This window comes from Aegicerativicinus sediminis (genome assembly GCF_015476115.1).
GTDB lineage: Bacteria > Bacteroidota > Bacteroidia > Flavobacteriales > Flavobacteriaceae > Aegicerativicinus > Aegicerativicinus sediminis.
In genome coordinates this window covers 3,096,742-3,117,326 of sequence record NZ_CP064295.1, presented here as the reverse complement: position 1 = coordinate 3,117,326, position 20,585 = coordinate 3,096,742, and the positions used below count along the sequence as shown (strand labels likewise).

The window sequence follows — 20,585 nt, the reverse complement described above, 5'->3', positions numbered from 1 at the left end:
ACTTAATTTGCAATCAATTTCTCAAAATAATCGAACAGTTCACCTTTGGTGATATTACCTCCCTGTTCAATTAATTTAAATTTGTCATAATTAGGATCCTCCGAATAATCTTTTTTTGAATTGAACATTTCCACCTCTTCTGACATTAAATTTTCCCTTAACCATTGAAATCCTTCAGAGGTTGAAAGATTTACATCAGGATTTTCGACTTTAACGGCGATTAATTTCATGACATCTTCTTCAAATTTAAAGAGGTACATCATTTCCTCTGAAAAGTGTTCAACGTAGCCCACTTTGTTTAATACTCCCTCCCATATTAAATCGCTAAAAATATCCAATTCTTGTTCTGCCAATTCAGGCTTATTTACTTTTAGATTATCCCATTCTTCCTTAGTAATGGATTGGGTAGCCAAAAAATTAATAAACTCTTTGTGCAATTCTTCAAATTGTTCTTTTGTCAGTCTGGAATATTTCATAAAAAAAGCCCTGTTTCTAATAACAGGGCTCAAAATTAAAAAATGTATTTGGTTTTAGAATATGTATCGCAATCCGATCTGAGCTTGCCACCTTGATGCCAAACTAGAATCATATGTAAAAGTGTCCTCTAAATTTGGGTTAAAAGTATAGGTAGGAACACGAGTATCCGGATCGACTGTTACTCCAATCGGTTGAATATTGGTTGGTTGCTGAATCACTCCCCAATCTGAACTTATTAAATTACCGAGATTCAGAACATCGATACTCAATTGAATAGTATTTGTTTTAGTCTCATTGATTTGAATATTATAGTCTTGAAGAATTTTTAGGTCCCATCTACTCCTCCAAGGAGCTAGTGCACCATAACGCTCAGCATATTCACCTCTCCTATCACTTAAATAATCATCTTGTGAGATGTAATCCTTAAATGCTTGTGCCTGGCCAGAGCCCGTGAATTGCATTTGATCAATTTCACTATCAGTTGGTATATAAATTAAATCATTTAATGCAGATCCATCACCGTTTATATCCCCTCCATAAGTATAATTGAAACGACCTCCTTTTGCATATTCGAAGAAGGTTGTTATGGTAGTGGCCCATTTGTCATCACCATAAGTCCACTTTTTACTTGCAACCCCAAATACACGATGTGTATCACCATATTTTGAATAGGCTAAAACGTCATTATTAACATTTCCCAAGGCAGGGTTAAAAGCAAATGCATCACCAGTAATTTCTGCCTCAATAGAGTTGACATCTTTGGAATTTAAATAGTTATATCCAAGCAACGTATAAAGACCATTATCGAAAGTCCGTTGGGCCTTTACAGATGCATTCCAAATCCTTCCTTTATCAGAATTTGAAAAGACATATGCATTATTGATCAAATCATTTGCAGTGTAAATCCGTCTATTATCAACTCCCTGTAAAGTACCAGATGGGTTCAACAAACCCCAGTTTTGAACATGAGGTCCATTAATATCCTTGGTATACGAAACATCCGCAGTAAGAACCAAATTATTTTCAAATCGGTTATCAATACCAATATTTGTCCGCCATACTTGAGGAAACTTGTAATCAGGGTCGACCGCCTGGTAAAAGAAAACTTCTGGGTTAGCAACTTGGTTTCCTAACCATACAAACGGAAAACGACCTGTAAATAAACCAGAACCTCCTCTTAACTGTAAAGTTTTGTCTCCTTTAATATCATAATTAAATCCAACTCGAGGAGATAAGAGCCATTTCTTACTTGGCATCTTAGTATTATCTAATAAAACCGTCTCCCCATTATTTGGATTAACATATGGTATATCTGGTGCGTAACAACAAGCACGATCTATAACTTCCTGGGCCTTGTCTGAAGTATCAAAAAACAATGGCTTATCGATTCTTAGCCCATAAGTTAATTTGAATTTATCTGTAATATTCCAAGCATCTTGAGCATAAAATGACAATTGGCCGACATTAGTTTCCGCTAATGCCCAACCTCCCGCAACACCTTCACCATTTGCGCTTAAAGAAGCATGGGCCGCTAAGGCATCATCAAATAATGTTTGTAAATCTCCACTGCTCACAAGGGATTGAAAATCCTCCATTGTTGTGGTAGGAAAAAATACTCCTTGAGCACCATAAACACCTAGATTAAATGAATTATCAAATTCAAATTTTTCAAAAGCTCCCCCAACGGTAAATGTGTGATCACCAAAATAAAAATTGAAATTATCGGTAATTTGAATAACCTTTTGGTCTAATTTGTTGTGTATTGAAAAGGGTTCGTGACCAGCAATTATGTAGTTTGAACCATCCTTGGTTATAGTAACTGTTGGAGCCGGTGTCGACAAAGGATTTCTAAAATCATCAAAATGGGTATAGCCGATCTGTAATTTATTGGCCATTGTCTCAGACAAGGTCGAGTTCCACTCAACTTGTAAGGACTGAATGTTATTGTTAATCTCATAACCCGTATTTTCAAACTGCAAGGTTGTAGCACTTGGTCCTCTAAATCCTAAGGCAGTTGGATGAGCAGGTTTTTCTTTCGATGCATTTAAGAAATTATAAATGAATGCAATTCTATTATTATCATTGACATTCCAATCTAATTTCACAATACCCTTGGTAGATTCTGCTGCATAAGTAAATCCCTTGTAGCGGCCGGGCTTATAATCATTACTTAAATTACTAAGTGCGTTTTGAACGGTTATTAGGTCAGCCTCTGTAACCCTAGATTCATTAATTGCTCCAGACCCAGAATTAGGCACCCAACCATTAGTACCCAAATCATCTCGCTCATCACGTTCAAAATTGGCAAAAAAGAACAGTTTGTTTTTTATAATTGGTCCACCGACACTAAATCCGTATTGACTTTGATTTAATTTTGGTTTTACAACGTTTTCTCCCTTAATTTTTCCTCCTGTTAAATCTTCATTTCTAAAAAATCCATATACTGTTCCATGGAATTCGTTAGTTCCGCTCTTAGTAACTGCATTCACTGAAGCGCCTGTAAAACCAGATTGTGTAACATCATAGGGCGCCGTAGAAACCACAATCTGGTCAATGGCATCCAATGATATTGGTTGGGCATCTGTTTGTCCGCCAGGAGTTGCAGCATCTAAACCAAAGGGATTATTAAAAATAGCCCCATCCAAAGAAAAGTTATTGAATTGGTCATTTCTACCTGCAAAAGATCCATTACTTGCTGTAGGCTCCAACCTAGTAAAATCTGAAGCGGAACGACTAATCGTTGGCAAAGTCGTAAGTTCTCTCCTACCAACACTTGTCTCAGCACCTGTTCTATCATTACCAAAAGTCCCGGATCCTCCACCAGTAATCACAACAGTTTCTAAGGCTTCGTTTTCAGGAACCATATTCATATTAATATTTTCAGTAACACCAAGTGTTAAGAAAATGTTTTCCAAGGTTTCCGACTTATAACCCACATAAGAAAATGTTACGGTATATGGACCACCAACACGAAGGTTTATTAGGTTATAGCGTCCATCTATATTGGTTGCAGCCCCAGTGGAAGTGCTGGTTGGAGTATGAACAGCCACCACATTAACACCCGGCAGCGGTTCACCATTCTCGTCTAATACCACACCATTGATATTAGATGTAGTTACCTGGCCATAAACAATAAAGCCAAAAAGCAAAAAAATAAAAGGTAATAGTTTTTTCATTTAATTAATTGAGTTAAGATTATTAGTACCTCAAGTTAAAACAAAAAAAGAAGGGCTAAAAGCCCTTCTCACAATTATTAACCTACTATAATTTACTAAGCTTCAGGTACAACCTCGAAAGTAAAATCTACAGTTACTTCACGATGCAATCTTATTACAGCTTCGTATTGTCCTAATCTCTTAATGTTACCACCATTGATAGAAATATATTTTTTATCAATAGTATGGCCTTCTTTATTTAATGCTTCTGCCAAATCTATGCTAGTAACAGAACCAAACAATTTATCACCAACGGTAGCACCTTCTGCAGCTTTAGCAGCAATTTTAAGTTCTAAATTGTTAATTGCTTCTGCAGTCTTTTTAGCATCATCAATTATACTCTTTTCTTTGTAAGAACGTTGTCTCAACGTTTCCTCTAACATTTTCTTAGCTGAGGAAGTAGCCATTACAGCATAACCTTGAGGTATCAAATAATTTCTACCATAACCGTTCTTTACAGTAACGATGTCATCCTTAAATCCTAAGTTGTCCACATCTTGCTTTAATATCAATTCCATAGTTACGATTTAATTATTTTAACAAATCTGCCACATATGGCATTAACGCCAAGTGTCTTGCTCTTTTAACCGCAGTAGCAACTTTCCTTTGATATTTCAAAGAAGTACCAGTTAATCTACGTGGAAGCAATTTACCTTGTTCGTTTACAAAACTTAATAAGAAATCAGCATCTTTATAATCAACATACTTGATTCCAGATTTTTTGAACCTACAATACTTTTTGTTCTTCGTAGTCTCAATATTTAAAGGAGTAAGATATCTAATCTCACTGTCTTTTTTTCCTTTTGCCTGTTGTTCAATTGAAGACATAATTACGCTTTTTGTTTGTTTCTGTTTCGTCTCTTCTCTGCCCATGCAATAGCATGTTTGTCTAACTTAACGGTTAGATAACGCATAAAGCGTTCGTCACGTCTAAATTCTAACTCAAGGGGACCAACAACGTCTCCTTCAGCTTGAAATTCAAAAAGGTGATAAAAACCACTCTTTTTGTTTTGGATTGGGTAAGCCAATTTTTTAAGCCCCCAGTCTTCCTTAGCTATCATCTTCGCCCCTCTCGAAACAAGAAATTCTTCGTATTTCTCAACTGTTTCCTTTATCTGAGTATCAGATAAAACGGGATTTAAGATGAAAACAGTTTCATAATTGTTCATACTGTAATTAATATTTATTGATAAAACGGGTGCAAAAATAGTTATTAATCTACTTATTGGCAACATTTTTGATAATAAATTCTTTGTACTAAAAATTTCTTAAAATTTTGTTAAATAATACGTTTTATCGATGTTTTTTGGTTTTTAACCGAATATTTCGTACTATTGTCGATATCTTAACCTAAATAATTAAATGTTATGACTTTAAACTGTGTAGTTGTTGATGATTCTGCGATTCAGCGCCTGTCCATTGTTAAGTTGATTGAAAATCATAGCTCCCTAAATCTAATCGCAGAATACAGCAGTGCCCTTGAAACCAAAAATGGCCTCAATACGCACAAAGTTGATCTCATCTTTTTAGACATTGAAATGCCCGTTTTAAACGGTTTTGAATTATTGGACGTCTTAAATAACAAGCCCCAGATTATTTTTGTCACCGGTAAAACAGAATACGCATTCAAAGCTTTTAATTATGATGCTACAGATTATCTGCAAAAACCAATCACCAGGGAGCGCTTCAATCAAGCGGTCGAGAAGGCAATCGAGCAGCACAAATTAAAATTAGATTTCAATGAAACTGATGGCGAACACATCTTTGTCAAAAGTAATCTAAAAAAACGTAAAGTTTACATCAAGGACATCAAATGGATAGAAGCACTTGGTGACTATGTAAAGGTCGTTACTGAAGAGAACAGTCTTGTTGTGCTTTCTACTATGAAAGCCTTTGAAAAGGAATTACCAGATGGCAAATTTTTAAGAATCCATAAATCTTATATTGTCAATTTAGACAAAATCGACAGATTTAATAGTAAGAATGTGGAAGTTGGTGCCTATGAAATTCCATTAAGCCGAAACAAGAAAACTCAATTGGTGGACGCCTTAAATAATATGTAACTAACTAATAGGGATCTACGTTAAAAATTACTCGGACAGACCTAAAATCTTTTATACTCTGGAAGCTATTGTTAATCTTAATAATAGCTTTCTTAGTTTTTTGAAGTGAATTACTAAATTTTATCTTTACCAATATATTCTTATGGTATTGATTTCTAATCCTTGCAATTGGTGCAAATTCGGGGCCTAAAACTTCACAAGGCAATAATTGCCTATATGATTTTGCTAACCAATCCGCACTTACATTCACCTTATTTAAATCCTTATGCCTTAAGGTTACCTTTATCAAACGTACAACGGGAGGATATTTATAATTATGCCGTTCATCCATTTGCTCCAAATACATACTCTTAAAATCATTGTTTGAAACTTGTTGTAATATTTGATGGTAAGGATTGTAGGATTGAATTAAAACCTTGCCTCGATCATCTGTTCGCCCTGCCCTACCCGAAACTTGAAGTAACATTTGAAAGGATCGTTCATGAGCTCTAAAATCTGGGAAATTTAGCATTGTATCCGCATTCATAATACCTACAAGCATAACATTTCTAAAATCCAAACCCTTGGTAACCATTTGGGTACCTATTAAAATATCAACTTCATGACGTTCAAAAGACGAAATTATCCGTTGGTGCCCATATTTACCACGGGTTGTATCCAAATCCATCCTCGCAGTTTTAGCTTTTGGAAACAATTCATTCACTTCTTCTTCGACTTGTTCCGTACCAAAACCCTTGGTGTTTAAATTAGCATTGCCACAAGCCTCACATGTTTTATGCATCGGAACATTATAACCGCAGTAATGACAGCGCAATCGATCTGAATATTGGTGATAGGTTAAGGTAACGTCGCAATTAGGACACTGTGGACTATGCCCGCAACTCAAACATTCTACGATTGGACTATATCCTCTTCTATTTTGAAATAAAATAATTTGTTTATTTTCTTCCAATGCCTTTTCAATTTCTTCAAGCAAGCGCTCACTAAAATGACCTTTCATTCGTTTTTTTCTATAAGCCTCAGAAATATCCACCATTTCAATATCAGGCATAAGCACATCATTAAAGCGCTTTGTTAAAGAAACTAATCCGTATTTTTTTTGTTTTATGTTGTAAAACGATTCTAAACTTGGGGTAGCGGAACCTAACAATACTTTAGCTTGAAATAAGTTGCCAAGTACAATAGCCGCATCTCGCGCATGGTATCGAGGGGCAGGATCGAATTGTTTAAAAGAAGTTTCATGTTCTTCATCAACAATTATAAGTCCTAATGAATGAAAGGGTAAGAATAATGATGATCTTGCACCAATTACAACTTTGGCTTCATTGGCTTCCAACACCGAATTCCACAATTCCATTCGTTCCATTAGGTTGTATCGTGAATGATATACAAGAACGTCGTTTCCAAAATACCCCTGTAAACGCTCGACCAATTGGGTGGTTAAAGCTATTTCTGGCAATAAGTAAAGAACACTTTTTCCGTTTTTTAAATGTTCATGGATAAACTTCACATAAATTTCAGTTTTACCAGAAGATGTAACACCGTGTAACAACATCACATCCTGTTCCTCAAAACCAGTTTGAAGTTTTTTATAAGCATCTTCTTGGTACACGCTAAGCGACTTTAATCTGTCACCCTCATTTCCGACATCCTCTATCCGACTTATAACATCAAAAGATTCTTCCAAGATTCCCTTATCAATTAGGCTTTTTAATATACTGGATGATGCCTTACTAGCTGTCATTAAATCCTTGGCTGAGACCTTCGACTTTTGTCTAGCTTCTAACATAAAAAGATTCATAACAACATCCCTTTGCTTAGGTGCCCTAGATAATTCTTCTAAAAGATTATTCAATTCAGATTCTGATTTGTAGCGGTCACTTAAACGGATTACCCTTTGTTTCTTAGGCTTAAAAGTTTCAAATAGTCTTTCTTCTATGGTTATGACCTTCTTATTCATAAGGCCATAAAGTACTGGCATTACCTTTTTTCGGTCTAAAATTGAAATAACGTCACCGACCATAAGGGAACTTTGATATTGGAGCGCCTCATAGATTAGAAATTCCTGATCATCCAAGTTCTTTTCGATATCAACTTCATCAGTATTCAGTTTTATAAGTGTTTCACTTTCCAATAAAAAACCAGAAGGCAATGCAGCGCGGACAACCTCCCCAATAGAACACATATAATATTCAGCAATCCATTGCCAATGGCTTAATTGTCGTTCTGTAATGATCGGACTGTTATCCAAAATTTCCTCAATCGGTTTAGCTTCATAAACCAAAGGCGCCTGTTGATGAACTTTAAAAGCAATTGAAGTGTAGATTTTAGATTTTCCAAAGGAAACTGCAATCCGCATACCCGGAAGGATAAACTTAGATTCTGCTTCAGTAATAGAGTAGGTAAACTTATTCTCTAAGGGAATTGGTAATATGACATCTACAAAAGCAACCATTCCTAGAAACTCTTGCGTAATTTATTCAAGGACACATTCAATTCGAATCCTAACAAAATTACGTTACTGTTCAACCATAAATAGAAAAGCAGTATTAATAATGCCCCAATAGAACCATATAATTCATTATAACGCGAAAAATTCTCAATATAAACAGCAAAAAAGAATGAGGTAAACATAATGAGAATGGTAGAAAAAAGGGCGCCAACTGAAAAGAATCTAGACTCCTTACCTTCGGTTGTCCCAAAATAATATAAAGTAGCGATTGCTATATAGACCATCATAACGAAAAACACATACTTGGCCAAAATCACCCAAAACATGGCCGTTTTAGTCTGTGCATAAGACACTCCGCTTAATTCTTCTAAGAAAGGCTTAACTACAAAAATTTCGAAGTAACCGTAAATCGCTACAGTAAAAATCAATAAAAATGCTAATAAAATTGCTACACCAATTGCATATAAATATTGTTTTACGATACTTCTAGTTGCCTGCTGATGATAACTGTTTTCAAATCCTGCAAAAATGGCACTGACTCCATTTGCCATCAAAATTATTGAAAGTAGAAACACTGTAGATATTAATCCACTCTGTGCATTTACTCCAATATTATTGAAAATATTATTAAAGAAAAATTCTGAGGTTTGCGGTGGTAAAAATGACTCCAAAAATTGTTCAAACTCCGCTTTAAAGCCATCTATCGGAACAAAGGGAATCATTATTAGAATGAATAATATAAACGGGAAGAGGGCCGAGAAAAAACTAAAGGAAATTGCGCTCGCTCTTTCCGTAAGTGCACCTTTAAAAATCCCAATAATATATAGTTCGGCTAAGTCGTATAGAGACAGTCCCTCAAGCCCGTAAAGCTTTATTCTCTTTAATAACTTTACGATTGACCGGATTATCGGAATTTTGGAAAGCTTGTCTTCAACCGGTTTGGTCATACTCTACACAGCTTTTAAACTAAGGTCCATATTATAAACTGAATGGGTTAATGCGCCCGACGAAATGAAATCAACACCACAAAGGGCATATTCTCTTATAGTTTGTTCATTAATTCCCCCAGAAGATTCAGTTAAACATCTATCTCCAATCATTTCAACCGCCAATTTTGTGTCTTCAAAACTAAAATTGTCCAATAATATCCTGTAAATCCCATCTGAGAGAAGAATTTCTTCCACCTCTTTTAAATCACGCGCTTCAACAATGATTTTCAAATTTTTTCCAATACTTTTTAAATAAGCCTTGGTTTTGTCAATTGCCTTGGTTATTCCACCTGCAAAATCAATATGGTTATCTTTTAACATTATCATGTCGTACAATGCAAAACGATGATTTTCACCACCACCAATTTTTACAGCCCATTTCTCAAGGGCACGAATTCCAGGAGTGGTTTTTCTAGTGTCAAGGATTTTGGTTCCTGTACCTTCCAATAATTTTACAAAATAATTAGTTTTTGTTGCTATGGCACTCATTCTCTGCATCGCATTTAAAACCAGCCGCTCCCCTTTTAGTATGCTCTGAGATTTACCAGTTATGTAAAATGCAACATCCCCATTCTTAACCTTGTCTCCGTCACTAATTAACGCTTCAAATTCCGTTTCCGGGTCAAGGCTATGGAATACCATTCTGGCGAATTCAATCCCTGCAATTATACCTTCATCTTTCACCAATAGTTTAGCTTTTCCTTGAGCATCTGACGGGATACAGGCTAAAGAACTATGATCGCCTTCTCCAACATCTTCCCTTAGTGAGTTTGATATTATTATTTCTAATTCTTTTTGGAATTGTTGCACTGAGATCATTGTCAAGTTTATTTATGCTAAAATAAGAATTGGAAACCTAACAAAATCATTATTATCGAGGATACTCAAATTCGGAAAAGCCCAAAAAATATTCGATTTTTACAAAGTTGTAAAAATAGGATTGATTTGAATATTAAATTAATTGCCATAGGAAAAACAGATAGTAAAGCGTTGCAGAACCTTATAGATGATTATGAAAAGCGCCTTAGACACTACATTAAATTTGATTTTGAGATCATACAAGACATAAAAAAAGCAAAAAATCTTAGTGAAGCCGAAATAAAGGAAAAAGAGGGTGATTTGATTTTAGCTAAATTAAAACCTTCTGATGAATTGGTTCTAATGGATGAAAACGGTAAACAATTTACATCTATTGGTTTTTCAGAATACCTTCAAAAAAAAATGAATTCCGGGTTAAAACAAATTGTTTTTGTTATTGGTGGAGCCTATGGGTTTTCAGATGCGGTTTATGGCACGGCAAGGGAAACCATTTCACTTTCAAAAATGACATTTTCACATCAAATGGTACGCCTTTTTACTGTGGAGCAAATCTATAGAGCATTTACCATATTAAGAAACGAACCCTACCATCACCAATAAAAAAAGGATTTAAAATTTCTTCTAAATCCTCTTTTAGTAAAGTTGTATTCTAATTAACGTATAGTTAATTTAAATTTCATCTCGCTATCTTGGTTTTGATTTCCTTCAAGTTTTTTTAGCTGAACAGAAACCTCCTCACTTGCATCTCCACAATTCATAGGTATTTCATTATCGTCTAGTTCAAAGGATGAATTGTTGAGTTTAGTAACATAATTTATAACACTTGCAGAAAAATATGGTTCGGTAGACATATAAACAAGTCCTCCATTGCTAGCAGTAGTTACAAGAGCATCTGAAACTACATTATAATTAAATACGCCTTGTCGTTTATCCATGCAGTAATTGGAGTACTCAATTTCATAATATCTATTAATTATATAGCATACGGGATCGGTAGCGTGGGTTTTAAACTTGTAACGGCCATTTGGTAAGGCCGTAATTTTGCCATCTTCGGCCGGTACTTCTACAACCAATGTCCTCCCATCCTCCATTGTAAACGCATAATCTATACCATCAGCCGAATAAAAAACAGTGATACCATTACTAGTATTCGTGGCAGAACTTCTAGTTCTTAAAAATGTAGTAACCGCATAGGCTGAACTACTTTCAGTGAAGTTTCCAATTGGGTCTTGAGTTGGAGCCGAATTTGCAATTTCTTCATTAATGCCTGGCTCCAGCTCCAAGGCTACATTAGGTTCATTAATCGAATTATCTTCATTTACAGAGCAAGAAAATAAAAGTGAAAGAAATATAATAACATAGTAGTTTGTCTTCATAGTAATATCTTTTAATAGCAAAAAAGTGTTATAGGTTTAGGAATAGGACAGATTTGGTCTTGAATTATCTATGATAAAAGTACTACATTAGCCGCTTAGTAGGATTAAGATTACATTCTTTTCGATGAAACGCATAAATCATTGAAAAAATTAATGCTTTTTGCTAAAAAATATACTTAATTTCAATAATACTAAGTGCCATGACATCAATCGTCTTTGCCACAAATAATTCGAATAAAATTTACGAAATAAAACAACTGATTCCCAATCAGTTCGAAATAAAAAGCCTGAAAGATATTAACTGTTTTGTTGACATCCCAGAAACTGGAGATACCATAAAAGAAAATGCATTTATAAAGGCGAATTATATCTATGAGAATTTTCATGAAAATGTTTTTGCAGATGATACCGGCTTGGAAGTAGATGCTTTAGATGGTGCACCGGGCGTTTATTCAGCAAGGTATGCAGGCCAACAGAGAAATGCGAAGGATAATAATGAAAAACTTTTAAATCAACTCTCTGAAAATGCACTTAGATCTGCTCGTTTTAAAACCGTAATAGCCCTAATCATCAATGGAAATACTTACTTCTATGAAGGAGTTTGTGAAGGCCATATTGCTGAAACACCTAGAGGAACTAATGGTTTTGGGTATGATCCAATTTTCATTCCTCTTGGTTATAACATTACTTTTGCTGAAATGGATTTGGATGAAAAAAACAAGATAAGTCATAGAGGAAAAGCTATTCAAAAGTTGGTGCGCTTTTTAAATTCCAACTAAAGACGAGTTTAACTTACTGAAAATAAATTGTTTTAAGGACCGTAAATCCAAATATAATAACTACTTTTGCCGGCTTAAAACCTCAGGGTGAGGTCGTGATTTAGGAAGTATTAGGTTTTTTTCTGTCGATACACTTCTTAAGGCACATAAAACTAATACATACTAATGAATACATTTTCTGAATTAGGTCTTCAATCAGAGCTATTGGAGGCTATCAATGACATGGGGTTTATTACTCCAAGTGACATCCAATTAAAAACAATTCCATTATTATTAGAAAACGAAACCGATTTGGTTGCGTTGGCCCAAACTGGCACAGGTAAAACTGCAGCTTTTGGATTCCCACTATTACATAAAATTGACATTTCCAGCAGGGTTACCCAAGGACTAATTTTAGCTCCTACTAGAGAACTTTGTCTTCAAATTACCAATGAAATGCAATTGTACGGGAAAAATCTAAAAGGATTAAACATCGTTGCTATCTATGGTGGGGCAAGTATAACCGAACAAGCCAACCAAATAAAGAGAGGTGCTCAAATAATTGTAGCCACTCCTGGAAGAATGAAGGATATGATCGGGAGAAAAATGGTGGATATTTCCAAAATTGAATATAGTATTTTGGATGAAGCTGATGAGATGTTGAATATGGGATTCTATGAGGATATCACCGATATTTTGTCCTTTACCCCCCAAGACAAATCAACCTGGTTATTTTCTGCAACTATGCCAAAAGAGGTTGCCACTATTGCCAAAGATTTTATGCACCAACCACAAGAAGTAACGGTGGGCGCTAAAAACGTTGGTAGTTCAAACGTATCTCATGAATTTTACCTTGTAGGAAGCCGTGACAGGTATGAAGCCCTAAAGCGATTGGCAGATGCAAATCCTGATATTTTCTCAGTAGTTTTCTGTAGAACAAAAAGAGATACTCAAAAAGTTGCTGAAAAACTTATTGAGGATGGTTATAACGCTAGTGCTCTACATGGCGATTTAAGTCAAAACCAAAGAGATTTGGTAATGAAGTCCTTCAGAAACAAGCAAATTCAAATGTTGGTGGCTACAGACGTTGCTGCCCGCGGAATCGATGTAGATGAAATTACCCACGTAATAAATTATCAACTCCCAGACGAAATTGAAACCTATACTCATAGAAGTGGTAGAACGGGAAGAGCGGGTAAAACTGGGATTTCGATGGTAATTATTACCAAAAGCGAGCTGCGGAAAATAAAGCATATCGAAAAAATCATTCAAAAATCATTTGAAGAGAAAAGCATTCCAAGTGGGATGGAGATTTGTGAAAAGCAATTGTTTTCATTAGCCAATAAAGTGCATGACACGCAAATCAATCACGATATAGATTCCTATTTACCAAAAATTAACGAATTATTTGAATCAACCTCTAAGGAAGAACTTATAAAGAAATTCTTTTCCGTTGAATTCAGTCGTTTTTACAATTATTACCAAAAAGCCCCTGAACTGAACGTTGAAAAAAGCAGAGGTAATGAGGCTACCGGAGAATCTATCCGTTTCTTTATAAATGTTGGGCGTAAGGATGGTTATGATTGGATGAAGTTAAAAGACTTTATCAGGGACATGCTACAGTTAGGCAAAGAAGATGTCTATAAAGTTGATGTTTTGGATACATTCTCATTCTTTAACCTAGATGAGCACAATAAAAATAAGCCTTTGGAATTTTTTAAAGATTTTAAATTAGAAGGTCGTTTTATCAATGTTGAAGTAACTGAAAATAAGGGCCAACGAAAATCTTCCGGTGGTGGTAAAAGGAAAAAATCCCGATCCTTCGATAAATTTAAAAATGATGGCCCAAAAAAAGGCGGCAATCGAGGCGGTAGTAAATCAAAGAGAAAAGACAAGAAGAGTTCTGGAGAATTTGCGCTTAGCAGACCTAGACGTTCAAGGAGAAAGTAATCGGTAAATACCGCATCTTGTTAATATTTCGTCAATTATTGCGGCTTAAAATCGGTATTAAGATTTGTTTTCTATTTTTATAGCCTAACTTTGAACTATGAAAGGCCTACTAATACTGTTTACTTTGTTATTCACACTTCTTTCTTTTGGACAAGAAGATGATAAAGTATTTGGTATTGTTATAAATGCGGCTGACGGAAAACCATTGGATAGAGTTAATATTGTTAACTTAAATAAAGTGGTTGGTACATCAACGGATGATGACGGTAAATTTAGTTTACCGGCTTCAGTAAATGACACCTTACATTTTTCTTACTTAGGCTATAAATCTATAAAAGTTAGGGTTACAAACGATTGGTTAAAATTCGGTGAAACCACTATTACACTGACTGAATTGGCGCTTGCCTTGGAAGAAGTTGTCGTTAATCAACTTCGGCTTACCGGTTATTTGGATATAGATGTTAGACAGGTACCTCTTAAACAGAATTATCGTTATAGTATTTCAGGGCTACCGAACAAAGGGTATGAGGCTGGTGAAAGTGCTCCAAATGCTATAAATAAGGTTTTAGGTGCCTTATTTAATCCCGCAGATTTTCTGCATAATATTTTTGGGAAAAAACCTAGTGAGATGCGTAAGTTGAGACAGATGAAACAGGACGATGAAATACGTAATCTTCTCGCTTCTAGATATGATAGGGAAATGCTTACCGTATTGCTTCAGGTTGACAAATATGATCTAGACGAGATCGTAAACCAATGTAATTACTCAAAGGATTTCATTCAAACTGCTAACGACCTTCAGATTTTGGATGCCATTAGCGAATGCTATGAAGAATATAAGGTCTTGAACAGAAATAGGACTTCTGACAGGTTTTAAGCTCTTGAATGTAATGCTATCCTGTTACCTTCAGTATCTATAAAAACACCCATATAACCGTATTCTGGTGAAATCTGGGTTTTCTTCAAATAGATTGAACCTCCAGCCTCTACAATTCTAGATAATTCATTATCAACGTCCTCACAGTTGAAATAAATTAAGGTACCCTCCTTACTTGGAATATAAGATTCCTGCTTGATAAGAGTCCCATTAGCACCGGGCACTTGTCCACGATCTGGAAACCAGCCCATCAATAAACCACCAAAATCATGAACGTTTATATCTATTTGGAAAACAGTTTCATAAAACTTTTTGGCTCGATCCATATCTGCAACAGGAATTTCGAACCAACCTACCATATTCATTTTCATAATGTTATGATTTTATTTATATAAAGATAGGAATTCAAATTGCATTATAAAATCTTTCTTTAATCAATGGAAAATCTTTTAGTTGATGTTTAATCCAATTCAGTTTGATTTCATTTTTTTCAATTTCAGACAACTGCCAATAAAGATTTGAACTTCGAATTTGGCTAGAAAAATATTGAATAAGAATAGCCGCAGATACCGAAATATTTAAGCTTTGGGTAAATCCAACCATAGGTATGTGGACAAATTTATCTGCCTTATTGATAACGGTATCCGTTAAACCCTTTTTCTCAGATCCAAAGAAAAAACAACTTCTTTGCTTAATAACAAAATCTGAAAGAATTGATCCTTTATCATGTGGCATTGTAGCAACAATTTCATAACCTGATTCCTTAAGCGAATCTATACAATCTTCTGTAGAATGGTAGCGATGAGTATTTACCCATTGTTGAGATCCAAGTGCAATTTCCCTATCAATTTTTCTACGGTTTCGTTCTTCAATTACATGTATATCTTGAATGCCAAATGCATCGCAAGATCTAATAACGGCACTTGTATTGTGTAAATGATAAACATCCTCAATGGCGGCAGTTATAAAGCGTGTACGTTTAGAAAGCACCTCATTATATCGCCTTAAACGATCATCAGAAATAAACTCTTCTAAATAGTTAAGAAATTTCAGGTCCATAAAAATGATTCTTACTAAAAGCAAAAATGAATTTTTTAATTTTATCAAAATAGAAACAACCCAAAAACTTTGAAAAATCTAGTTGTATTAACGGGAGCAGGAATTAGTGCTGAAAGCGGTTTAAAGACCTTTCGGGATTCTGGAGGGTTGTGGGAAGGCCATGATGTTACAGAGGTGGCTTCCCCTCAAGGTTTTGCAAGAAACCCTCAATTAGTACTTCAGTTTTATAATGATCGCCGTAAGCAGCTTAAGTCGGTAAACCCAAACCTGGCACATTTAACGTTGGCAGAATTGGAGAGTTGTTTAAATGTTTCAATCATCACCCAAAATATAGATAATCTACATGAACGGGCTGGTAGCTCAAATGTTTTACATCTTCATGGGGAGTTATTAAAGGCTAGAAGTTGTGGGGATGAAAATGATATATTTCCTTGGCATGACGATATAACCTTGAATAATAAATGTTCCAAAGGATATCAAATTCGTCCACACATAGTTTGGTTTGGAGAATCCGTTCCACTTTTTGAGGACGCAATGAGAATTTGTGAGACTGCAGATGTATTTGCAATAATTGGCACTTCAATGCAGGTCTATCCTGCAGCAAGCCTAATTCATTATGCGCCATCGGGCATACCAATTTTCTTTATTGACCCAAAACCAAACATAGGATCACAAAAAAATTTACATGTAATTGCACAAACTGCATCAACTGGGACCCAGCAGTTAAAAGAATTATTGCAGGAATATCTTTAACCCTTATTTTTAGCTTCTATCCACTTACTCAAATATTTGGTGCTCTGTTGGTTGTGATGCTTAAGCATCGCCCCTATAAAATTTATTTGTCGATGGTTCTCCAAATTATTGAGGGAATCGTCAATAACTTGGAAAAATTTTACTTCAAATTTTGACTTTTCGAATTTTTGTTGCAAAATTTTTGAACCCTTTTCTGAGAGACTTTTCCATGATTTCTCATTGTTGTAAATATCCAAAGCCAATTCGACAAAAGTTTCCGCCGAATCACAAACTGGATATTCAACATGGTCAACTATACCTTCTGAAGCGGTTGAAGTTAAAATACAAGGAGTTCCATTTTTAAACGCATCTAGGACTTTTCCTTTCAAACCCGCACCAAACCTTAACGGAGCTAAACAAATTTTCGATTTCATCATTACCTCATTAACATCCTTAGCTTCTCCCCGTATAATAAATCCATCAGACTCATTCGACAATTTCCAAATCTTGGGATTAGGATAAGCGCCATAAACATTCAATACGGCTTTAGGTAATTTAGCTCTTATTGCAGGCCAGATAGTTTCTTTAAGGTAAATTAAAGAATCTACATTGGGTGGGTGTAGAAAATTTCCGATGGTTATAAAATCTGAACGATTCTGATAGGAAGTAATATTGCTTACTTCCATTTCCTTTTGGGAAAATAGAATCGGTAAATAATGCAATAAGTTTGAAGGAACGTGGAAATTATTTTGAAGTATTCTCATTTCATACTCTGAAATGATAAGACTCAAATCTACCCTATATATACTTGCAATTTCCCTTAATGCAATTTTATTTAGTGAAAAGGAAGTCGATTCAGAAACTTTGAGATCTGGTTGACTTTGACGATAATTTCTTAAAAAATGTAAATCTTCCGTATCCAAGATTTGTAATACAATGGGGCAGTTTAACCGAACACGCCAACCAAATTGCTCCTCTACAATGTAGCGATCATAAAGAACAACGGTAGGTTGTAGCTCCTTTACAAAATCGTCAAAACCTGAATTATTTAATTTTATTGGAACCTCGGTGACCCCGAATTCAATCAATTTTGCAGACCGTTCGGTCTTTAAACTTGCGCAAGAAAAGACGACCTTATAATCATTGGCAAGGAACATTTCAATAAGCTGCATCATCCGAACTCCTGCTGCAGAACTCGTTGGCTCTGGCCAAACCAACCCAATAACAAGAACGGTTCTCGAACTGTTCAAAAAATAGTAGTTTATAGTTTTATGTTGGATCTCACATTTTTTGCCCAACTTATAACCGCCTCAATCTGATCATCAGACAGATTTGCCTCTTTATGTGTCCAAGTATAAGAAGGAAGGGGCATTTCTTTTTCCTCCACCATTTCAATTAATTCTTCAAGCTTATGGTCCTTTTTCTTAGCCTCATAAGTCGACCATTGAGAAAAGTCTAAGTGCTTCTTACCATCCTCTACATGTTCGGCCAACCAATAATTAACAGGAGTGATTTTATCATACCAAGGATAACGAGTGAAAGAGCTATGGCAGTCGAAACATGTTTCTTTCAATATAGCAGTGACTTCGGCATTAGGCTTAGTTTCATTTAAGAAAGGCTCTACCGATTGAATATCACCTTGATTTTTTTCAGGCCCAAAAAATTGAGCAACCACAAAAATTACTAGAAGTACGAGGAGAATTTTTTTTAACATGATTTGTTTACTTTTAGGACTACAAGATACTTAATAGTGCCGATAGAATATCAATTTCAACAAAGGTTGTTTAAAGTAAATTCCGAAAAAAATTCGAGAGTACAATTTGCAAAATGGCTACTGAGTGATCCTGTCCATCTTGAATTTTTGCTTAATTATTCTTTCAGTGATGAAAATCTTGCTACAAAAGCATATTGGGGCTTAGATTTAGCAGTAGAAATGCAGCCATCCTGTTTAATAAACTTACTTGAAGACTATCTAAGGCAACTAAAAATAATAAAGACAGATTCCATAATTAGGGTTCTTAACCGCATTAATTTTCATTTTTTGAATTATTTCCTTGACGACGACAAACAAACAAAAAATCAAATTACAGATGCTCAGGAACTTCAATTCATAGAGTTTTCATTTGAAACCTTATTAGGAAAAAAGTCCATTTCTGGTTCGGCATTTGCAATGTCAACTTTAGCCCTTTTCGCTTTTAAACATCCTTGGGTCAAGGAGGAATTGATTTCCCATCTTAAGGATAATTACAGCAGAGAATCAAAAGGATTCCAAGCAAGAGCCCGACAAATTTTAAAGCAACTCGAATAAGCAAATTGGGCGGCCCCAATGTCTAAATAATAATAGAGAAATCTTATTTTTGCACTTTAATACAGCAACCTTTATGTCATTAAATTCACTTCAAGCCATTTCCCCGATAGATGGTAGGTATAGCGGAAAAACTAAGGATCTTTCTAAATATTTCTCTGAGGAAGGTTTAATAAAATATAGAGTTCAAGTGGAAATTGAATACTTCATTGCTCTCTGTGAACATCCTCTCCCACAACTTGCAAATTTTGAATCTGCTCTATTTTCAGATTTACGTAACATTTATCTCAACTTTAGCTCTGAAGATGCTGAATTGATTAAGGAGATTGAAAAAACGACCAATCACGATGTTAAGGCTGTTGAATATTTTATTAAGCAGAAATTTGATACCCTAGGTATTGCAGACTATAAAGAATTTATTCATTTTGGCCTTACCTCTCAAGACATAAATAATACTGCAGTTCCATTGAGCATTAAAGAAGCAATGAACCAAGTATATGTGCCGATGTTTAATAAAATTCTGGAAAAATTAGAACATTTCGTCAAAGAGTGGAAAGACATACCGATGCTTGCTCGAACGCACGGCCAGCCTGCATCTCCTACAAGGCTAGGTAAAGAAATCCAAGTCTTTGTTGTACGATTAAAAGAACAATTCAATTTACTGAATGATATACCAAGTGCGGCTAAATTTGGTGGGGCAACAGGAAATTTTAATGCACATAAGATTGCTTATCCAACGATTGATTGGTTGGCTTTTGCAAACCAGTTTGTAAAGGACAAATTAGGTCTTCAGCACTCCTTCCCTACTACACAGATTGAACATTATGATCATATGGCCGCTTTGTTTGACTGCCTTAAGAGAATTAATACGATCCTAATAGATTTCAACAGGGATATATGGACCTATATTTCCATGGATTATTTCAAGCAAAAAATAAAGGAAGGAGAAATAGGGAGTTCTGCCATGCCACACAAAGTTAACCCTATCGACTTTGAAAATAGTGAAGGGAACCTAGGAATTGCAAATGCACTTTTTGAACATCTTGCTAGTAAATTACCCATATCAAGACTACAAAGGGATTTAACGGATAGTACTGTACTTAGAAATGTAGGAGTACCTTTTGGACATACCCTTATAGCTTTTGCATCAACCATGAAAGGTCTAGATAAACTTTTACTTAACAAAGCCAAATTAGAGGCCGATCTTGAAGATAATTGGGCTGTTGTAGCCGAGGCTATACAAACAATATTACGACGTGAATCTTATCCTAATCCATATGAGGCTTTAAAAGAGCTTACCCGGACAAATAATAAGATCAATCAAAAATCCATCGCTAACTTTATAGAAACACTAAATGTGGAGGATGGAGTTAAGCAGGAATTAAGAAAAATTACGCCATCTAATTACACTGGTATTTAATAAAAGTGAAGAATGAACAATAACAAATATGCCGTAACGGTTACAATCTTTATAACAGTTGCTTTTTTAATTGCAGGTATATTTGATGTTCTA

At 35.2% G+C, this 20,585-nt stretch carries 21 protein-coding genes; 8 read left to right on the top strand and 13 right to left on the bottom strand.

Going from position 1 to position 20,585, the window contains the following annotated elements; genetic code table 11:
* Positions 1-2 precede the first annotated feature (2 nt).
* From ISU00_RS13455 to rpsF, 5 genes are all read right to left on the bottom strand, one after another.
* A complete protein-coding gene (locus ISU00_RS13455; protein WP_228851190.1) occupies positions 3-476 on the bottom strand; it encodes a DUF6495 family protein in 474 nt (157 codons plus the stop codon).
* Positions 477-530: 54 nt separating this feature from the next.
* The gene (locus tag ISU00_RS13450; protein WP_228851189.1) at positions 531-3,653 is read right to left on the bottom strand and encodes a TonB-dependent receptor; all 3,123 of its coding nucleotides are present in this window, start codon (positions 3,651-3,653) and stop codon (positions 531-533) included.
* Between the two features lie 95 nt (positions 3,654-3,748).
* Entirely contained in the window at positions 3,749-4,210 is a 462-nt protein-coding gene (gene rplI / locus ISU00_RS13445) for a 50S ribosomal protein L9 (RefSeq protein WP_228851188.1), read from the bottom strand.
* A 13-nt stretch (positions 4,211-4,223) separates the two neighbouring features.
* Positions 4,224-4,523: a 30S ribosomal protein S18 gene (gene rpsR, locus ISU00_RS13440; RefSeq protein WP_228853736.1), complete on the bottom strand. Its 300-nt coding sequence runs from the start codon at positions 4,521-4,523 to the stop codon at positions 4,224-4,226.
* On the bottom strand, positions 4,523-4,861 hold the full coding sequence (rpsF, locus tag ISU00_RS13435) for a 30S ribosomal protein S6 (protein ID WP_228851187.1): 339 nt from the start codon (positions 4,859-4,861) through the stop codon (positions 4,523-4,525). Before rpsF ends, rpsR begins: the two co-directional genes overlap by 1 nt.
* A gap of 198 nt (positions 4,862-5,059) precedes the next feature.
* Between rpsF and ISU00_RS13430 the strand changes: the two genes are divergently transcribed.
* Positions 5,060-5,755 (top strand): LytR/AlgR family response regulator transcription factor, encoded by a 696-nt coding sequence (locus ISU00_RS13430; RefSeq protein ID WP_228851186.1) that lies wholly within the window; start codon positions 5,060-5,062, stop codon positions 5,753-5,755.
* Between the two features lie 4 nt (positions 5,756-5,759).
* Here the strand turns inward: ISU00_RS13430 and priA are convergent, their stop codons facing one another.
* Genes priA through nadC form a run of 3 tightly spaced genes read right to left on the bottom strand, consistent with a single transcriptional unit; the run spans position 5,760 to position 10,015 of the window.
* Positions 5,760-8,210 carry a replication restart helicase PriA gene (priA, locus tag ISU00_RS13425; protein ID WP_228851185.1) on the bottom strand — a complete coding sequence of 817 codons (2,451 nt, stop codon included), beginning with the start codon at positions 8,208-8,210 and terminating at the stop codon, positions 5,760-5,762.
* A 2-nt stretch (positions 8,211-8,212) separates the two neighbouring features.
* Positions 8,213-9,154 (bottom strand): YihY/virulence factor BrkB family protein, encoded by a 942-nt coding sequence (locus tag ISU00_RS13420; RefSeq protein ID WP_228851184.1) that lies wholly within the window; start codon positions 9,152-9,154, stop codon positions 8,213-8,215.
* A gap of 3 nt (positions 9,155-9,157) precedes the next feature.
* Positions 9,158-10,015, bottom strand: a complete 858-nt coding sequence (gene nadC, locus ISU00_RS13415) for a carboxylating nicotinate-nucleotide diphosphorylase (protein WP_228851183.1) — start codon at positions 10,013-10,015, stop codon at positions 9,158-9,160.
* 126 nt (positions 10,016-10,141) lie between these two features.
* Here nadC and rlmH point away from each other — a divergent pair, with 126 nt between their 5' ends.
* Complete coding sequence (gene rlmH, locus ISU00_RS13410) at positions 10,142-10,615, top strand: 23S rRNA (pseudouridine(1915)-N(3))-methyltransferase RlmH (protein ID WP_228851182.1); 474 nt, start codon at positions 10,142-10,144, stop codon at positions 10,613-10,615.
* A gap of 53 nt (positions 10,616-10,668) precedes the next feature.
* Here rlmH and ISU00_RS13405 read toward each other — a convergent pair whose 3' ends face one another.
* Positions 10,669-11,391 (bottom strand): hypothetical protein, encoded by a 723-nt coding sequence (locus tag ISU00_RS13405; RefSeq protein ID WP_228851181.1) that lies wholly within the window; start codon positions 11,389-11,391, stop codon positions 10,669-10,671.
* A 200-nt stretch (positions 11,392-11,591) separates the two neighbouring features.
* On the opposite strand from ISU00_RS13405, the gene ISU00_RS13400 reads away from it, so the two are divergent.
* The 3 genes from ISU00_RS13400 to ISU00_RS13390 all read left to right on the top strand — a co-directional run bounded on the left by ISU00_RS13400 (position 11,592) and on the right by ISU00_RS13390 (position 14,976).
* Positions 11,592-12,170, top strand: coding sequence for a non-canonical purine NTP diphosphatase (locus ISU00_RS13400; RefSeq protein ID WP_228851180.1), 579 nt, complete (start codon positions 11,592-11,594; stop codon positions 12,168-12,170).
* A 165-nt stretch (positions 12,171-12,335) separates the two neighbouring features.
* On the top strand, positions 12,336-14,099 hold the full coding sequence (locus tag ISU00_RS13395; RefSeq protein WP_228851179.1) for a DEAD/DEAH box helicase: 1,764 nt from the start codon (positions 12,336-12,338) through the stop codon (positions 14,097-14,099).
* Between the two features lie 97 nt (positions 14,100-14,196).
* Positions 14,197-14,976 carry a carboxypeptidase-like regulatory domain-containing protein gene (locus ISU00_RS13390; RefSeq protein ID WP_228851178.1) on the top strand — a complete coding sequence of 260 codons (780 nt, stop codon included), beginning with the start codon at positions 14,197-14,199 and terminating at the stop codon, positions 14,974-14,976.
* Here the strand turns inward: ISU00_RS13390 and ISU00_RS13385 are convergent.
* Together ISU00_RS13385 and ISU00_RS13380 are read right to left on the bottom strand one after the other, a co-directional pair.
* Positions 14,973-15,347 (bottom strand): VOC family protein, encoded by a 375-nt coding sequence (locus tag ISU00_RS13385; RefSeq protein WP_228851177.1) that lies wholly within the window; start codon positions 15,345-15,347, stop codon positions 14,973-14,975. The two genes, ISU00_RS13390 and ISU00_RS13385, sit on opposite strands and share 4 nt — an antisense overlap.
* 34 nt (positions 15,348-15,381) lie before the next feature.
* Positions 15,382-16,035, bottom strand: coding sequence for a TrmH family RNA methyltransferase (locus tag ISU00_RS13380; protein ID WP_228851176.1), 654 nt, complete (start codon positions 16,033-16,035; stop codon positions 15,382-15,384).
* A 69-nt stretch (positions 16,036-16,104) separates the two neighbouring features.
* Here ISU00_RS13380 and ISU00_RS13375 point away from each other — a divergent pair, with 69 nt between their 5' ends.
* Positions 16,105-16,788, top strand: coding sequence for an SIR2 family NAD-dependent protein deacylase (locus tag ISU00_RS13375; RefSeq protein WP_228851175.1), 684 nt, complete (start codon positions 16,105-16,107; stop codon positions 16,786-16,788).
* Here ISU00_RS13375 and ISU00_RS13370 read toward each other — a convergent pair.
* Both ISU00_RS13370 and ISU00_RS13365 read right to left on the bottom strand, forming a co-directional pair.
* Positions 16,785-18,017, bottom strand: a complete 1,233-nt coding sequence (locus ISU00_RS13370; protein ID WP_228851174.1) for a glycosyltransferase — start codon at positions 18,015-18,017, stop codon at positions 16,785-16,787. The two genes, ISU00_RS13375 and ISU00_RS13370, sit on opposite strands and share 4 nt — an antisense overlap.
* Positions 18,018-18,028: 11 nt before the next feature.
* On the bottom strand, positions 18,029-18,481 hold the full coding sequence (locus tag ISU00_RS13365; protein ID WP_228851173.1) for a heme-binding domain-containing protein: 453 nt from the start codon (positions 18,479-18,481) through the stop codon (positions 18,029-18,031).
* 66 nt (positions 18,482-18,547) lie between these two features.
* Between ISU00_RS13365 and ISU00_RS13360 the strand changes: the two genes are divergently transcribed.
* A complete protein-coding gene (locus ISU00_RS13360) occupies positions 18,548-19,075 on the top strand; it encodes a hypothetical protein (RefSeq protein ID WP_228851172.1) in 528 nt (175 codons plus the stop codon).
* Between the two features lie 73 nt (positions 19,076-19,148).
* Entirely contained in the window at positions 19,149-20,492 is a 1,344-nt protein-coding gene (gene purB / locus ISU00_RS13355; RefSeq protein WP_228851171.1) for an adenylosuccinate lyase, read from the top strand.
* The last annotated feature ends 93 nt before the right edge of the window (positions 20,493-20,585 follow it).

Bases quoted from the DNA above. Each gene is read 5' to 3' on its own strand.
- ISU00_RS13395 (WP_228851179.1), top strand. From the start codon at position 12,336: ATGAATACATTTTCTGAATTAGGTCTTCAATCAGAGCTATTGGAGGCT.
- ISU00_RS13420 (WP_228851184.1), bottom strand. From the start codon at position 9,154: ATGACCAAACCGGTTGAAGACAAGCTTTCCAAAATTCCGATAATCCGG.
- ISU00_RS13405 (WP_228851181.1), bottom strand. From the start codon at position 11,391: ATGAAGACAAACTACTATGTTATTATATTTCTTTCACTTTTATTTTCT.
- purB (WP_228851171.1), top strand. From the start codon at position 19,149: ATGTCATTAAATTCACTTCAAGCCATTTCCCCGATAGATGGTAGGTAT.
- ISU00_RS13400 (WP_228851180.1), top strand. From the start codon at position 11,592: ATGACATCAATCGTCTTTGCCACAAATAATTCGAATAAAATTTACGAA.
- ISU00_RS13455 (WP_228851190.1), bottom strand. From the start codon at position 476: ATGAAATATTCCAGACTGACAAAAGAACAATTTGAAGAATTGCACAAA.
- ISU00_RS13365 (WP_228851173.1), bottom strand. From the start codon at position 18,481: ATGTTAAAAAAAATTCTCCTCGTACTTCTAGTAATTTTTGTGGTTGCT.
- ISU00_RS13385 (WP_228851177.1), bottom strand. From the start codon at position 15,347: ATGAAAATGAATATGGTAGGTTGGTTCGAAATTCCTGTTGCAGATATG.
- ISU00_RS13430 (WP_228851186.1), top strand. From the start codon at position 5,060: ATGACTTTAAACTGTGTAGTTGTTGATGATTCTGCGATTCAGCGCCTG.
- priA (WP_228851185.1), bottom strand. From the start codon at position 8,210: ATGGTTGCTTTTGTAGATGTCATATTACCAATTCCCTTAGAGAATAAG.
- rplI (WP_228851188.1), bottom strand. From the start codon at position 4,210: ATGGAATTGATATTAAAGCAAGATGTGGACAACTTAGGATTTAAGGAT.
- ISU00_RS13390 (WP_228851178.1), top strand. From the start codon at position 14,197: ATGAAAGGCCTACTAATACTGTTTACTTTGTTATTCACACTTCTTTCT.
- nadC (WP_228851183.1), bottom strand. From the start codon at position 10,015: ATGATCTCAGTGCAACAATTCCAAAAAGAATTAGAAATAATAATATCA.
- rpsF (WP_228851187.1), bottom strand. From the start codon at position 4,861: ATGAACAATTATGAAACTGTTTTCATCTTAAATCCCGTTTTATCTGAT.
- ISU00_RS13380 (WP_228851176.1), bottom strand. From the start codon at position 16,035: ATGGACCTGAAATTTCTTAACTATTTAGAAGAGTTTATTTCTGATGAT.
- ISU00_RS13450 (WP_228851189.1), bottom strand. From the start codon at position 3,653: ATGAAAAAACTATTACCTTTTATTTTTTTGCTTTTTGGCTTTATTGTT.